This is a genomic window from uncultured Ellagibacter sp., from assembly GCF_934636505.1.
GTDB lineage: Bacteria > Actinomycetota > Coriobacteriia > Coriobacteriales > Eggerthellaceae > Ellagibacter.
Window position 1 is genome coordinate 1 of sequence record NZ_CAKUAL010000051.1, and the last position, 15,670, is coordinate 15,670.

General features: G+C 60.7%; 13 protein-coding genes. 2 read left to right on the forward strand and 11 right to left on the reverse strand.

Going from position 1 to position 15,670, the window contains the following annotated elements; all coding sequences use genetic code 11:
* The 8 genes from Q0G18_RS06780 to Q0G18_RS06815 all read right to left on the reverse strand — a co-directional run.
* On the reverse strand, positions 1–450 hold a 450-nt coding region (locus tag Q0G18_RS06780; RefSeq protein ID WP_297151129.1), incomplete at its 3' end, for an NYN domain-containing protein.
* A gap of 15 nt (positions 451–465) precedes the next feature.
* Complete coding sequence (gene rlmB / locus Q0G18_RS06785) at positions 466–1,212, reverse strand: 23S rRNA (guanosine(2251)-2'-O)-methyltransferase RlmB (RefSeq protein ID WP_297151132.1); 747 nt, start codon at positions 1,210–1,212, stop codon at positions 466–468.
* A gap of 289 nt (positions 1,213–1,501) precedes the next feature.
* A complete protein-coding gene (locus Q0G18_RS06790) occupies positions 1,502–3,790 on the reverse strand; it encodes a methylated-DNA--[protein]-cysteine S-methyltransferase (protein WP_297151135.1) in 2,289 nt (762 codons plus the stop codon).
* Positions 3,791–4,025: 235 nt separating this feature from the next.
* Positions 4,026–4,451, reverse strand: coding sequence for a PIN domain-containing protein (locus tag Q0G18_RS06795; RefSeq protein ID WP_297151138.1), 426 nt, complete (start codon positions 4,449–4,451; stop codon positions 4,026–4,028).
* Positions 4,444–4,722 carry an AbrB/MazE/SpoVT family DNA-binding domain-containing protein gene (locus Q0G18_RS06800; protein WP_297151141.1) on the reverse strand — a complete coding sequence of 93 codons (279 nt, stop codon included), beginning with the start codon at positions 4,720–4,722 and terminating at the stop codon, positions 4,444–4,446. The genes Q0G18_RS06795 and Q0G18_RS06800 overlap by 8 nt, the downstream gene beginning before the upstream one ends.
* A gap of 349 nt (positions 4,723–5,071) precedes the next feature.
* Positions 5,072–6,616, reverse strand: a complete 1,545-nt coding sequence (locus Q0G18_RS06805) for a DEAD/DEAH box helicase (RefSeq protein ID WP_297151144.1) — start codon at positions 6,614–6,616, stop codon at positions 5,072–5,074.
* A 260-nt stretch (positions 6,617–6,876) separates the two neighbouring features.
* Positions 6,877–8,532, reverse strand: coding sequence for a lipopolysaccharide core heptose(II) kinase RfaY (locus Q0G18_RS06810; protein ID WP_297151147.1), 1,656 nt, complete (start codon positions 8,530–8,532; stop codon positions 6,877–6,879).
* Positions 8,533–8,556: 24 nt separating this feature from the next.
* A complete protein-coding gene (locus Q0G18_RS06815; protein ID WP_297151150.1) occupies positions 8,557–9,174 on the reverse strand; it encodes a hypothetical protein in 618 nt (205 codons plus the stop codon).
* Positions 9,175–9,439: 265 nt separating this feature from the next.
* Here Q0G18_RS06815 and Q0G18_RS06820 point away from each other — a divergent pair, with 265 nt between their 5' ends.
* Positions 9,440–10,810: an ATP-binding protein gene (locus tag Q0G18_RS06820; protein WP_297151153.1), complete on the forward strand. Its 1,371-nt coding sequence runs from the start codon at positions 9,440–9,442 to the stop codon at positions 10,808–10,810.
* A gap of 23 nt (positions 10,811–10,833) precedes the next feature.
* Here the strand turns inward: Q0G18_RS06820 and Q0G18_RS06825 are convergent, their stop codons facing one another.
* On the reverse strand, positions 10,834–10,998 hold the full coding sequence (locus Q0G18_RS06825; protein ID WP_297151156.1) for a hypothetical protein: 165 nt from the start codon (positions 10,996–10,998) through the stop codon (positions 10,834–10,836).
* A gap of 480 nt (positions 10,999–11,478) precedes the next feature.
* Positions 11,479–12,435: a DMT family transporter gene (locus Q0G18_RS06830; protein ID WP_297151159.1), complete on the reverse strand. Its 957-nt coding sequence runs from the start codon at positions 12,433–12,435 to the stop codon at positions 11,479–11,481.
* A gap of 207 nt (positions 12,436–12,642) precedes the next feature.
* Here Q0G18_RS06830 and Q0G18_RS06835 point away from each other — a divergent pair, with 207 nt between their 5' ends.
* On the forward strand, positions 12,643–13,548 hold the full coding sequence (locus Q0G18_RS06835; protein WP_297151162.1) for a LysR family transcriptional regulator: 906 nt from the start codon (positions 12,643–12,645) through the stop codon (positions 13,546–13,548).
* 57 nt (positions 13,549–13,605) lie between these two features.
* Here the strand turns inward: Q0G18_RS06835 and Q0G18_RS06840 are convergent, their stop codons facing one another.
* Positions 13,606–15,666 (reverse strand): BspA family leucine-rich repeat surface protein, encoded by a 2,061-nt coding sequence (locus tag Q0G18_RS06840; RefSeq protein WP_366769182.1) that lies wholly within the window; start codon positions 15,664–15,666, stop codon positions 13,606–13,608.
* Positions 15,667–15,670 lie beyond the last annotated feature (4 nt).

Genomic DNA, 15,670 nt, shown 5'->3' on the forward strand with positions numbered 1-15,670 from the left:
CTCGTCGAGGCGCGCCTGATCGTAGCATTCCCCCACCTCATAGCTGAAGCCGTTCGCGCTCATGCGGTCGACGCCGCCTCCGAAGACGGTGTCTTGGATGGTGGCGTCGCTTGTGACTACAAGCGTCTCGACCATGCGCTCGCGCGCGTCGTGAGCAAGCTTCTCGATCACCTTGTCGGCGGACTGCCCAGCTGGGCTGAACATGATGCGCACGCCGCCGATGGTTTGCGTTTCTCCTGTTGAAAACTCGTTTTTCGCACCATCGAACACGATGATGGCACGCCAATCGCGCCCCGCGAAGTTCACGACGTCGTTGATCAGCCGCTCGCGGGCAGTGTTGAACGCGTCGTCGGTGTAGTCGGGCCCGAACGCCGTCGTTTTGTAGCGCTCACCCGAGCGGAGCACATTGTACCCATCGACGATGAGCAGCTTGTTTCGTTTCCTTGCCATTTTCTGAAGCGCGACCTATTGCTGCTGACGGAGCCACTCGTACATGAAAACGGTGGACGCCTGCGCCACGTTGAGCGAGGACACTTTTCCCATCTGGGGAAGCTTCACCGCGAAGTCGCAGTTCTCGAGCACGAGGCTCGACACGCCCTCGCCCTCCGAGCCCATGACGAGCGCGATTTTGCCTTTGAGGTTCGACTTCCACACCACTTCTTGCGCATGCTCGCTCGCCGCGCAGACCCAGAAGCCCTCTTTCTTCAGGCGTTCGATCGTCTGGGAGAGGTTCGCGACCTGCGTCAAGTTGATGTGGGAAATCGCGCCTGCCGAGCTTTTGTACGTCGCCGCCGTTACGTGCGCCGCGCGCTTGTTGGGAATGACGATGCCGGCAGCCCCGACCGACTCGGCGGAGCGAGCGATGGCGCCCAGGTTGCCCGCGTCGGTGATGTGGTCGAGGATGACAACGAGCGCCGAGCCACCGTTTTCGGCAGCCTGCGCGTTCGCGGTCTCCACGATGGTCGTAACGTTCACGTAGTTGAAGGGCTTGGTTTCCGCCATAACGCCCTGGTGGCTACCGCGTTCGGAGAGCTTCTCGAGACGCGCGCGCGGCACCGTTCCCACCGGCACGTTGCGCTTCTTCGCCTTGCGCAGCACGTCCTCGATCAGGGGGTCGCGCTTCACGTTGTCGGCGAGCAGGACGCGCTTGCACGGCACTTCGGTGCGCAGCGCTTCGATGACGGGGCGTTTCCCTTCGATGAAATCAGCCATGTTGTTCGCTTTCATGATTGGTTGGCACCGCGCGAGGCGGCGGATTCGTCTAGCGAGCAAGTGTACCACGCGGCTTGGGGGCATGGCCTGCTCTTCGCCATATCCTCGCGAACGAGGGGCGGTAGACGGGTGGCGGGGCGCTTTCGCGGGGGTCATCGCGGGAGACGGGTACGAGGCACTCAAGTGGGCCATCGCGCGTGCGGCGGCGACCCACGAGTACGCCGACAGCGAGCACGGTAGAAGCTCATCCGCGTCTCGTGCGCTGCGTTCGCCCTCTGCACCCGGCGACCTAAAGCGCCGTGCCTTTCGTGGGAACCGAGAGCGTGCTCATGTCGACACCTTCCAGCTTGAGCAGGGCGATCTTGCGTTCGATGCCGCCCGCATATCCCGTCAAGCTGCGGCTTGCCCCCACCACGCGATGGCAGGGCAGGATAATCGACACCGGATTGTGCCCCACGGCCCCGCCGACGGCTCGCGCCGAGCGCTTCTTGCCCGTGTCGGCCTCGATCGCCTTCGCGATATCGCCGTAGGTGACAAGCTCTCCGTAGGGGATTTCCGCAAGTTTCGCCCATACCAGCTGGCGAAACTCCGATCCGCGGGGCGCACAGGGGGGAATCTCGCCCGGGTCGCGACCCTCGAAGTACGCGTCGAGCCATGAGCGCGCTTGCGAAAGCACGGGGTCATCAGGCTTTTCCTGAGTGGTGGGCGAAAGCGTCGCCGCGTCGTATTTCTGGCCCTTGAACCACAAGCCGATGAGCGCCTCGCCGTTGCTTGCAAGCTCGATATCGCCCAAAGGCGACGCGTAGGTGCAGATGAAATCCATGGTCCCTTCTTTCTTTCGCTGGTCCGCGCGCTTTGCCGTTGTTGTTGCACGCCTCGCCGCAACCGTCATGCTCGCGGGCGGCGCGTCAGCTGTCTCTTCCGCAGCGGTCGCGTCCGCCATGTTCGCCAGGGGAGACTCCGCACGCGCCTTCCCCTTTCCTTTCCCCTTTTCCATCTTTGGGGCGGACTTCTTAGGCTTCTCATGCGGCACCGACCACATCGACATCACGGCGTACGATCGCCACGGGCGCCAGGATTGCGACAGTTTCTCCAGCTCACGCGGCTTCATGTCGGGAAGCGCAAGTTTCACGCCATAGTCGGTGGGAAGGAACGCATCGGGGTAATCGTAGGCGCGCATGAGTACGTACTGCACCGTCCAGTCGCCGATGCCGCGGATACTGCCGAAGTGTGCAGCCTCTGCCACGAGATCGGCGCCAGGACGCAGCGTGAGCTCGCCCGTCTCCATGGCGCGCGCGATGGCGCAAATGGCGTTCGCCCGCTGAGCGATGACGCCAACTTCCCCAAGGCGGGCGGGCGCATCTTGCGCGCAAAAGGCTTGCGGCAAGGGGAATGCGCAGGTCAATTCAGGTATCGGTCCCTTTATCGGCGTACCGAACTCGCGAGCCACGCGACCCGCGAGCGTGCTTGCCGCCTTCACGGTGATTTGCTGCCCTAAGATAGCGCGGGTCGCCATCTCGAAGCCGTCGAACGCGCACGACACGCGAATACCAGGGATGCGGTACACCTCACCTGCATGTTCGTAAAAATCAGCGAGCCCCTGCTCGACCGCCTCAGGCACGCAATCGGTATCAAACAGGCGACGCGTACGGGCAAGCACCGAGGGAATGTCGTCAAAAAGCTCGGGCGATATGGTGACGGCAAGGCGGCGATGCGAGGGGTCGTTCTCCACCTTGATCCACCCAGCGCGCTCGCCATCGGAGGCGCGGACGATCCGCCAATACGCACTGTTGAGCACCGCCTCGACGCCCTCGATAGCGCGCATCTGCAGGAAACCGAGCAGCAAATCAAAGCGATACGGCTCGCGATAGTCGACATGCAGAACGATAGGCGCCGCCTCCGTTTTCGCTGATGTCGAGCCTTGCGCGCTTTTGCGGAATCGCGTCGGCTGCATGCCATAGCTGTTGACGAACGCATCATTGAAGCGGCGGACCGAGGCAAACCCACTTGCATACGCAATGCGTGTCATGGAGAGCTCCGTGTCTGTGAGCAGGCTTTTTGCAAGAAGCAAGCGACACGTTTCGCGATACTGCGCAGGTGACACGCCGTAAGTTTGCTCAAACAAGCGGCGCAGATGGCGCTCCGACATGCCTTGTTCCGCGGCGATCCGAGCGATGGGGGCATCCCCGGGCCGCTCCCGCATGCTCGCGGCGGCACGTGCAACCGCATGGTCGATGTCGGGCGCAATCGGAGTTCCCGGCGCAAGCTCGGGGCGGCATTTCAGGCAAGGCCGATACCCCGCCGCTTCCGCCTCGGCAGCAGTTTTGAAGAACGTGCAGTTTTCGCGCTTGGGCACCTTCGCCCAGCATACGCCCACGCGACAGTAAATTCCCGTCGAGGAAACGCCGACGAAAAGCAGGCCGTCGAAATGAGGATCCCCTGACAAAAGAGCCTGATAACATACGTCCTGGCTAGGAAGATCGCTCCCCACGAAAAGTCCGAAATCGACCTTGTCTTTGGCTGTTTTGCCCTCGCCAGCTTTCCCCATGCTGCCGTCGGCCTTTTTACTGTCGCCCATATACCTAATCGCCGAACCTTCCGTCTGCAACTCTTTCTTACGCAGGCAATGAAACCACAACGTAGCCGCCAAAACCAGCCATTTTCGGACATGAAGACCCGATAAAGACCGCACTCCCAACCCTGATTTTTTCGCCAAAGCCGCCTTGTTTTCCGCCACGGGACCGAGTACGGAGCACAAGCTGCAATCGGACGCCAGATAATCGGGATGCCGACGTTCCGTTCAACGAAAATGATCAGCTTTCCGCGAGCAGCGCGAGCGCCTGTCGAGCATCTACGCGCTTGCAGCAAGAAGCGCGGAAGGCCTTTTCATCACGGGAAACAATGTAGTCGCATCGGACGTTTTCCGCAGCAGCCCTCACCAGCGCGTCCTCGTAATCGGGCTCGTTGGAACAAAGGGCGTCATCAACCACACAAAGGGTCAGCTCGACTACCTCGAACGAAGCTCTCATTTGGGAAATCACCTTCCGAGCAGTCTGCTCGTCCCCATAATGTCTATTGAATATGTAGTAGACATCCTTCAGAGATGACGCCAGCAGCAGCACCCGCCCGTCGCCTCGAGCGGCAATCTCGCGGAAGAGTTCGGCAGCAAAGCCGTGCTGGGGGCGAGCGGGAATAACAAGATCGAGCAGGACATTCGTATCGAAGAAGAACTTAGACATAGCGCTGACTCATCAGTTCGCGGTCGTCGTCAGGGGAGTCACCGCGTAGCCAAGGAATATCAGGGAGCGAATCAATTGTGCTCAGCAAATCCTCGGCTGCCGCAATCGCGTCGTCGTCCTTTCTTTGAACGGAAAACGAGATTTCGCCATCAGAGGGCATAGAGATACTCAGCGTGTCGCCAATCTGCACGCCAAAGCGCTTTCGCCATTCGGACGGCAAAACAACCGCGGCACTATTCCCGTTTCGAATAACCGAGCATGTAGCATTCATGGCCATCCTCCTAAGCTCGTCAGTACCGTACAGACAGACTATACCACATCGAAATGATCCCCCTTCGCTCTGACGGTGATGATTTTTGGAAGCGATCAGGCGCAAAGCCTCATTGCCGACCTTAAGAATGAACTGTCGGGTAGGAATAAGTGACGCTCAAACGCAAGAGAGACCCAGTTCAGCGTGTGAACTGGGTCCCTCTCTATTCGTCTCAGGTGAAGCGATCTACGCACGACCATTCCACCTGACGCTCTACCGTTGCCGCTAGAGTCTGCTTAGTGGCGCCTCAGCCTACTCGCGATGCCCCTGCTCGCTCGCACGCCCCTGCTTGCCAGCGGCACCTCACTTGTTAGTGGCGCTTCTGCTTCTTCTCGAAGTTGCGGCGCTCGCCGAAGGAGCGCACGTCGTTCATGTTGGAGGGGCGCTTCTTGTTGCGCTTGGAAGCGGTCGCTGCGGCGCCCTTGTTGCCCGACGGCTTGCTCGTGCGATGCGACTCACCGTGCTTACCCTTCGAGTCGCCGCGCTTACCGCCTTCGCCGCGCCTGCCGCCCTCGTTGCGCTTGTCGCCACGCGAGCCGCCGCGCCCGCCGCGGCCCTCGAACTCATCGCGCCCGCCGCGACCGCGCTTGTTGTCGCCGAACTTCGCCGCTCGACGCTCAGCGCGGTTGGCGAACTCGCCAGCCCCGCGTCCATCGCGCTTGCGACCAGCGCTGTTGCGGCTTGAACCACCGCGGCCCTTGTTCTTGCGATTCAGCAGGTCGGGATCGAGGTCGTACGTCTCGAGCCCCATGAAGGGAATGTCGCGATCGATGAGCTTCTCGATGTCGACCAGAAGGCGGCGCTGGTTAGGGCTCACGAACGAAATGGCGTAGCCATGCTCGCCCGCGCGGCCCGTACGGCCGATGCGGTGCACGTAGTCTTCGGGGCAATCGGGAAGGTCGAGGTTGATGACGTAGTCGACACTCGGCACATCGATGCCGCGAGCGAGCACGTCGGTCGCCACGAGGATGTTCGCCTTGCCGCGGCGGAACTTGTCGAGCGCACGACGGCGCGCACCCACCGACTTGTCGGAATGGATGGATTCCGCCTGGTAACCGTCGTCGTTCAGCGCCTTCGCGAAATCCTCGGCGCGGTTGCGCGTGCGGGCGAACACGATCACGCGCTCGTGGCCCTTCTCCTCAAGCACCGCGCGAAGGAGCTCGGGCTTCTTGTCCTGCTTGATCGGCATCATGTACTGGTCGACGGTCTTGGCCGTCTCGCCCTTGTGCGCGATTTCCACCACGGCGGGGTTCTTAAGCAGATTGCCGAGGTTCTTCTGGATGGACTCGTCGATTGTCGCCGAGAAGAGAAGTGTCTGGCGCTCGTCGGGCGTGGCCTCGACGATGGTGGTCACATCGGGAAGAAAGCCCATGTCAAGCATGCGGTCAGCCTCGTCAAGCACGAGCGTCTGCACGCCGGAGAGGTCGACAACCTCGCGCTTCATGAGGTCGTTCAGACGGCCGGGCGTCGCAATGAGCACATCGGTGCCGCGGCGGATCTCCTTGATTTGCGGGCCGTAGGGCGCACCGCCGAAGACGGTCGTCACGAACTGCCCCGTGCAGCGCGCGATTTTCATGGCCGTGAAAGCGATCTGCTGTGCAAGCTCGCGCGTAGGCGAAACCACAAGCAGGCGCGGCGGGCGGTTGTGGCTGCGATCGCGCGGCATGCGGGAAAGGACGGGAAGCAGGAAGGCTGCCGTCTTGCCAGTGCCCGTGCTCGCGGCGGCGATGAGGTCGCGGCCGGTCAAAACGATGGGAATAGCCTGCTCCTGAACGGGCGTGGGCTCATCGTAGCCCAGGCGCACAACCGCATCGAGGGCGTTATCGGACAGGCCAAGGCTGGCAAAGTTTTCCATGTAAGACTCTTTTCTTCAGTTGCCACGTTCCATCGCCCCTTGCGATGCGAATCCGTGGGCGCACCCGCTCCCAGCGGCGTGCATTTGCGCTTGAGGCGAGCCGCTTTCCAATTCATAGGCGGTAAAAACGCGCAGCTCGAAGCCGTCGCGGATATGCGCAAATAAGAAAAGAGAAAGATTTTCGCTTGAAGCGACTGTCCATTATGCCGCTTCATTCCGCCGTCCGCGCGCATCGGCACGGGAAATCCACACCGCGGGGACTATTTCCTGCGCCAGATGCTGAAGATGAGCCAAATCGACAAAACGAGCGAACCGAAGTATCCGAAGAACGACAGCATCGGCACGCCGAGGAAGCGCGGCTCCATCGCGGTTCCCGCCATCAGGCTCGAGCCCACGAACAGACCCGCGATCACCATCGCAATCGCCACGCGGTTGATCATGCGCGAAAGGTGTGCGAGCGGCGCCTCGGAGCCGAGCACTTCCATGTTCATCTTCAGCTGACCGCGCGTGAGCATCTTGAGCGCCTCGCCGGAATACGACGCCGCGTCGAGCGTACCGCGACCTGACGAGTATATCGCGCGCGCAAGGTCCTCAAGCGCGTCGCGGATTTCTTCGCGCGTGCCTTTCTTGCTCTTGATGTGGGCATTTATAATCGCGACGATATTCTGGTTGGGAATATAGGGCGCCACCGTGCCCTCAATGGTCACGATTCCGCGCGACACGCTCGTGACCGAGGCGGGCAGCATCACGTTGCACGAGCGCGTGAGCTGCATGATGTCGCTCAGGAATTGGCCCACGTCGATCTCGGCCACATCGCACGAACCGTAGTCTTCGAGCAGCAGGTCGAGGTCGGCGAGAAAGCGCGTGTGGTCGATGGCCGCGTTGTCCTTTTTCGCCGCGAACCGCATGAGCGCATCCTTGAGCGCGCGCGGGTCCTTAAGCCCCACGGCCTCGATGATGTCGCCGAAGCCCGCACGGTCGCGTGCCGACAGGCGACCCATGTTCCCCAAATCGATGTAAACGATCCGCCCGTCGCGGATAATCACATTGCCCGGATGCGGGTCGGCGTGGAAAAACCCGTGGTCGAGAATCTGCGTCGCGTAGTTGTCGAGCATCTTCGACCCGATTTCCTCCAGGTCGTAACCGTTGGCCACCAGTCGGTCCGCATCGCCGATGGGAATGCCGTCGACGTATTCCATGACCAGGACGAACTCGCTGCACAGCTCGGTGTAGACCTTCGGGCACGCGATGAAGACGCAGTCGCGGTTGAGCTCGGCGAACTCGGCGAGGTTCGCCGCCTCGCGCCGGAAATCGGTCTCCTCCAGAAACGTCGCCCACATCTCCTCGACGACGGCGCGCAAGTCGAGCATCTGCTCGCCTTTCATGTACCTCGAGGCGCGACGGGCGAGCATGCGCATGATGTCGATGTCGAGCGCCATCGTGGCCTTCACGCCGGGGCGCTGGATTTTAATGGCGACCGACTCTCCCGAGGTCAGGACCGCGCGATGCACTTGGGCAAGCGACGCACTGCCAAGCGGCTTCGAGTCGATCTCGACGAAGATTTCCTTGCGACGGCCGCCGAATTCCTCGTCGAGCGCCGCGAGCATCTCATCGAACGGCAGCGGATCGCATTCCGTTTGGAGCTTGGTGAGTTCCTCGCAAAACACCTTGGGAAGGATTTCCGAGCGCGTCGAGAGCGTCTGGCCGATCTTTACGAAGCTCGGGCCCAAGTCCTCGAGCATCGCGCGGAACTCTTCGGGCGTGAAGCCCTCGAGGGCACGATGCTTGCCGACGATGCCGATGATTTCGCGCATGCGGCGGCGACGGGACTTGGAGTTGAGCCCGAAACGGCCCTCGGGGTCGGCGTCGGCCCCGGGGGCGAAAAAGTGCCTGAGCAGTGTGTTGTTTTCGGCCATGAGGAAACCCGCGGTGGCGCGGCGCTAGGCCGTGGGGGCGCCTTCGCCCGCGGGAGCCTCGCCTGCGTCAGCGGCAGGCTCCGCAGCTGCGTCTGCGGCAGGCTCCACGACGACTTCGCCTGCGACAACTTCCGCAGCCGGCGCCTCGGCAGAAGCAGCGTCACGCTGAGCGTTCAGAGCCGCAGCCTCGTCGAGCACGGAACGCGCGCTATTGGCGACCGCCTCCACCGCTGTGCCCACCGCAGCGACTGCCGTCGCGCACGCGGTCTTCGCTTCGGCGATGGGATTCGGCTCCGCAGCCGTACCCGATGCGGCGTTCGCAGCCTTCAGCTTCTCAGCCGCCGCCTCGGCGTCCTTTGCGTTGGCGGTATCCGCCATCTCGCGCACGATGTTGGCGAACTCGACGCGCTCGTCGGGCGACATCATGGACATGCGTGCCTCGATGGTGTCGCGGCGAATGGATGATTCGAGATTCGATGCGCGGTGCTTGAGCTCGGTGTTAATCTGCTTGCCTTGCTCAACCGTCATCTCTCCGCGAGCAACCAGCTGGTCGACCAGCTCTTTGCCCTTTTCGGCGCCAATGGCAACCGCGCCGATGCCTGCCAGGAAAATACCTTTGAAACCGTCTCCGAGTGTAGCCATGATGGCCTCCTTGTCCCTCAGATGGACGTGCCGCGCGGCGACACGCGCTACTTATTCATAATGCCGCATTTGGGGAGAAAGGGCAAACGCAGGAGGAAAAACGTTGCCATGGTGTAAAAAGCCCGAGCTATAACGACGGCAGAAGGACGTATCGCGAAATTTCGTGTATTTGGAATACACGATTTTGTAGAAAAACGTGTACTTAGAATACACGAAATACTATAATATCCTGTATTCCAGATACACGATTTTAATGCGAGGCATTATGAGAAGAGCCATCGAAGCCATTATCGAAACCTGGGCAACGAAAGATCTCAGCCGCCCGCTGCTGATCCGCGGCGCTCGCCGCGTTGGCAAAACGCACGTCGCTGAAACCGTCGGCAGACGAATTGCCGGCGACGGTTTCATAAAACTCGACTTCCAAACCGACCTTAAGCTCATCGAGCCCCTGTTCGACGGCCCGACCGACGACGTCGACGGCATCATGGCGCGCATCGCCGACTACAAACGCATGCCCGTAGCAAAAGAGTCCGCCTTCATCCTGCTCGATGAGGTTCAATTGTGCGAGCGCGCTTTGAACTCCCTGCGATTCTTCTCCGGTTCGGGTTGGCGCATCTGCGCGACAGGAAGCCAGCTCGGCGTTGCAACACGCAAGCGCAGGCTCCCCTTCCCCAGCGGAGTCCGCCAAGAAACCATGCACCCCATGACGTTCGAAGAGTTTCTCTGGGCGCTTGGCGAAGAACACATGGCGGAGGCGATCAGGACCCACGCGCAAACGCTTGAACCCTACGCATCCCATCACCTTGCAACACGCTATTTCCGCCTTTACCAGGCAATCGGAGGGATGCCTGCAGCGGTTTCCGCATATCTGCAGCAGCAATCAATTGATGACGCGCGCATCGAGCAGCGCGAAATCGACCAAACGTACACTGCCGACATGACTGACCCCGACAATGGCATCAGCGGCATAGCGGCACGCAAAGTGTGGAGGTCGATTCCGGCGCAGCTCATGCGTTCGTCCACGAAGAAGTTCAAATATTCGGAAGTTGAACGGGGCGGGCGACGCGCGAAATTGATGGAGCCTCTTGAATGGCTCGAAGGAGCAGGGGTCATTTCCTTAAACGAAATGACCGAATGCGCTGCCGCCCCTCTGATTCCGTTCGACGAAGAGAAGGGCAGCTTTTTCAAGGTCTATCTAGCGGACACGGGGCTTATGTTCTACAAGCTTGGGATAAACCCACGGCTTTGGCTCGAAGCGGAAGAACTCGGCGCTGCGATTGCCTCTTCCGATTTCAGGGGCGCATTGGCGGAAAATTCCACGGCGCAAGCCTTCTCGTCCAACAATCTCCAAACGTACTATTGGACGCCGCCGAGCTCTTGGAGGGCAACGGGTGAGCTGGACTTTCTCCTTCAAACCGACCGCATGGAAGTAATCCCCGTAGAAGTCAAATCCGCGCGAAACGTCCGAGCGAAAACGCTGGCCTCGTTTATGGAGAAAGCGCATTCCCCCTACGCATACATTCTTTCGGGGAATGACTTTTCGCGCAGCAAAACCGAGTTCGGAAACGAGCTTCGGCATATGCCCCTCTACGCCGCCTACTGCCTCGACGTCGGATTTTTGCGCAGCGAGCTTTAGCGCGGCCGAGCGGAACCAACACTCTATGCGCGATTTCGAAGCGCATTGCAAAACGAGGTCGGGGGAAGCGCTGCGACTTCAACCGTCACTAAGATGTCGCGTACCGCATCGTAGTTCGCCGTATCAGTTGGGGTGAAAACGACATAGAAGACGTGATTTCCTGGCGTGCCGGAGAACATGTCGCTCATGTCGGTTGCTGCAGCGCGCGTTGGCTTTTCAATGCTTCAAGGTTTTGCCCGATTCCCGCCGACGAGGGTTTTCAAGATCTCTCGGCTCGGCGATACCGCGTGTTCCTCCCTGCCCCCTCGCGTTGGATAAGACCCTTGTCGTCCAGCTGCTTCAGCACGGATACGCTCAGCTCACACCGATCGCGGAACACCGACTTCTTTCTCCCTTGGAAAACAGCGCGCTTTACGGTATCTAACACTATTCTGTCGTATTCTAACCAATCTAACACTATTCTAATCATTATTGCATCGATTTGTTTTTGACGGCAGCACCAACAAGCAACTGATGACCATGTTGTTCGACGACGCCACGACTCCGTCAAAGCTGCGTTTCTCGCCGCACTCCTCGTTTAACCGACGGGGAAGGCCATGATGGAATTTCGTGTATCTGGAATACACGATTTTGTAGAAAAACATGTATTCCAGATACACGATTTCTCGTTATTGGGCGCTCGAATCGGAGGCGAGCTGCGACATGAGCCTCTCCATGCCGGCGCTCGAGGGCGCTTCGGAATTCCCGTCACGCCCCTCGACAAGCGTCGCGCCGACGACCGCCACCAAGATGACGCCCGCGCCAACCCATCCGCCAATCGAGAGGAACTCGCCCAGAAGCGCCATGGAGAACAGCGCCGTGAACACCGGCTCGCCGGCAAGAAGGAGCGAAACCGTCGAAGAGGAAAGGCCCGTAAGCGCGACGTTTTGGAGCGCGAAGGTGACACACGTGCTCAGAATCGCGAGGAAGACGATAACGCCCCAGGCCGCAGGCGCGATCGTCGCAACATCGACGACGGGCTCGGCCGAGAGCGCCGCAGCGAGCGACAACGCGAACGCCGCGAGGATCTGCGTCCCCGCGATCGTCGGGGCAGAAAGCTTCTCGAGGCCCTTCTCCCCGAACACGAGCGAGCCGGCGATGGCCGCCGAGGAAAGCAGCGAGAGCGCCTCGCCCGCGCCGAACGAGAACGAGCCGCCGTTGCAGCACAGAAGGTACAGCCCGCCGACGACCGCCACCTGGAAGGGAATCATCGCGCGGGGGTAGCGCACGCGGCGCACGATCTGGGCAATGAGCGGGGCAAACACCACGGGAAGCGCCACGAGGAACCCCACGTTGGTCGCCGTCGTCACATCGAGCGCCAGGTTGCACGCGATGTAGCCGACCGCCAGGCACACAGCGGCAGGTGCCCAATCGACAAGCTTGGCCCCGCGCAGCTCGCGCACCATGCGCGGGCCGAAGATAAGCGCGAACACGGCGAGCGCCAGACCGAAGCGCAAGACCATGCACCACAACGGCGTCACGCTTTCGTAGGCGAACTTCGTGATGACGTTGCCGAGCCCGAAGATAACGGTTTGCACGACGACGCAAAGCACGAACGGGCTTCTGCTCCCCTGCTGCATTTTCATCGTCCCTACCCCGTCTTTCCCGCTCGCGCACAGTATGGCGCGCGGCCGTCGAATTCGAGCTCCACCACAATACGCAGCGCGACGTTATGTCGCCTGACGCGATGTCGATGGTAGGGTATGGATGCATTCAAGTAAAACTTGTATCTCTTTCGAATGATTCAAGATATACTTGTTTAACGAGTTCAAACCCTATTCTTAGAACGACTAATGAGAAATCAGAAATACGAAGCGTTCCTGGAAGCGGCGCGAACGGGCAGTTTCAAGCAGGCCGCGAGCGAGCTTGGGTACACGCAGGCGGGCGTCAGCTACCTTGCGAACGCGCTCGAAAAAGAACTGGGAGTTCGCCTGTTCGTGCGCGAGCACGGCGGCGTTCGGCTCACCTCGGAAGGCACCGCGCTTCTCCCGTGGATTCAGGAAGTGTGCGCGAGCGAGCGCAGGCTCGAGGCGCATCTTGCGGACTTGAAGCAGCTGGAAGAAGGGTCGCTTCATATCGTCGCGTTCACGAGCACGCTCACGCAATGGCTGCCGCAGATAACGAAGCGCTTCACCGAGGCGCACCCGCATATCGATCTGCGCATCACCTGCTACGATGACCAGGCGCAACTTGAGCACATCGTGGAAAGCGGGCAGGCGGATGTCGGGTTTGTGGCGCTACCTGTGAAGCGCCCGCTCGAAATGGAGCTGCTCGTGCGCGACCCGCTTCTCGTTGCTATCGCCCCCGACAGCCCCTTCGCGACGCGCAAACGCTTCCCCAAGAAGGCGCTTGCGAGCGAACCGTACATCAAGCTTGATTCGGGCGAGTATTCCGAGATGGACCGCCTGTTCCGCGTGAACGGCGTCGAGCCGCGCGTGAGGTTTTCCATCGTGAGCGACTATGCCGCGATGGGGATGGTGGCAGCAGGGCTCGGATACAGCGTGCTTTCGGGGCTCGTGCTGCGAAACGCTCCGTTCGACCTGGTCGCACTTCCTGCAGAGGTTCCCGCCTATCGCGAAATCGCGCTCGCGCAGAAATCGAGCGAGACGGCATCGGGCGTCGCGCGAGCCTTCATTGAGTGCACGAAAGACTGGATCCGCGAGGCATACGAAAGCGAACCCGAGGCGCTGCTGCTTTAGGAGTATCCAAAAAACGAGGCCGGGGCAATCCCGACCTCGTTTCGCTTGCGTTGCGCGCTACTTCATGATCCCCATCTCGAAGGCGCGCATGAGAACCACGGCCACGCGCTCGCGGGCGACGGAATCGCCGGGCCTGAGGTACTTGCCCGTCGGCTCGTCGTAGCCCTGGACGAGGCCCCTCGCCGCTGCCCAGGCGAAGGCGCCACGCGACCAGCTTGACGCGAGGTCGCCGTCGGCGAAGGCCGACAGGTCGCTCCCTGCGGCGGAAAGCTCGCCCGAGGTAGCGCACAAGCGGGCCAGGATGGTGACGAGCTGCTCGAAGCTGACGTTCTCGTCCGCGGCGAAGTCCTTCGAGCCGTCCTCGCGGTCGAAGCCCGTGATGACGCCGTTCCTCACCGCCCAGTTGGCGGCCGCGGTGTAGTACATGCCGTCCGCGGAGCCCAAGATGCCCGTCGTGTCCTTGGCGGTCTCGGGGTCGTAGGAGGCGTACTCGTCGGGGCAGGCGTTGCGCCACAGGATGGTGGCGAGCTGGGCGCGCGTGAGCACGTCGCCCACGCCGAACTGGCCCGCCTTGTCGCCGTCGGTGTAGCCGGTGATGAGGCCCCTGGACACCACGTAGCTGACGGCATCGCCGTACCAGGAGGAGTCCGAGTAGTCCACGTCAGTGAAAGCAGCTACTTGAGCTGTGTACGTTGCCGCCATGTTCGATGGAATGTCGTTCGGAGCATAAGCCATACCGTCGGCTGAGCTTACCCAGCGCCCGGTCAACCTATCGCCCTTAGGAGTCGGCAACGAACATTGACGGTCGAGCCCCGCCCCCTCGAAAGCGAACTCCTGCCCGAGCGTCACGGTCCGCAGGCTTTTGCAACCATCCAAGAAACCCAACAGCCCGGACCGGTAATCGGCGGCGGAAGTATCGAAGCCGGAGAGGTCGAGGGACCTCAAGCTTTCGCATCCATAGAACATCCAGTCCAAAGATGTCGCCGCCGACGTGTCGAAATTGGACACGTCAAGGGCGGCGAGCTTGGTGCATCCAGAGAACATCGAGCTCAGGGACGTTGCCGCCGACGTATCGAGCCCCGACACGTCGAGCCCCTTCAGGGAACGACAGCCGGAAAACATGCGGGAGAAGTTGGTCACTTTAGACGTGTTGAGGACAGCTGGAAACGAAATTGTTTTAAGCGACTGGCAATCCTCGAACATGAAGGACATATCAACTACGTTTCCAGCATTGAACGATGAGAGATTAAGTGTTTCAAGACGCAAGCATCCTTCGAACATGAAGGACATGTTCGTCACCTTCGAGGTGTCGAACGACGAGAGGTCGAGGGAGGAGAGCGAAGAGCAGCCGGAGAACATGGAACGCATGTCCATTATCTCATGATTGTTATCGGCCACGCTCGAGGTGTCGAAGGAGGAGAGGTCGAGGGACTTGAGCGACGAGCAGCCAGAGAACATGCCTCTCATTTGTGCAACCTTTGAAGTGTTGAAGGAGGAGAGGTCGAGGGAGGAGAGCCTCGAGCAGCCCTCGAACATGGAGGACATGCCTTGCACCTTGGAGGTGTCGAAGGAGGAGAGGTCGAGGGAGGAGAGCCTCGAGCAGCCCTCGAACATGGAGGACATGCCTTGCACCTTGGAGGTGTCGAAGGAGGAGAGGCCGAGGGAGGCGAGGGACGAGCAGCCCTCGAACATGGAGGACATGCCTTGCACGCTGGAGGTGTCGAAGGAGGAGAGGTCGAGGGAGGAGAGGGAGGAGCAGCCGGAGAACATGCCGGACATGCTGGTCACCTGCGAGGTGTCGAAGGAGGAGAGGTCGAGGGAGGAGAGGGAGGAGCAGTTGATGAACATGCGGGACATGCTGGTCACGCTGGAGGTGTCGAAGGAGGACAGGTCGAGGGACTTGAGCGACGAGCAGCCAGAGAACATGCCTTCGCCATAGGAATATCTATCTGCAGGGCACATAGATATCACGCTGGAGGTGTCGAAGGAGGAGAGGTCGAGGGAGGCCAGGGATGAGCAGCCTTCGAACATGCAGTACATGCTGGTCACGCTGGAGGTGTCGAAGGAGGAGAGGTCGAGGGAGGCCAGGGATGAGCAGCCTTCGAACATGCAGTACATGCTG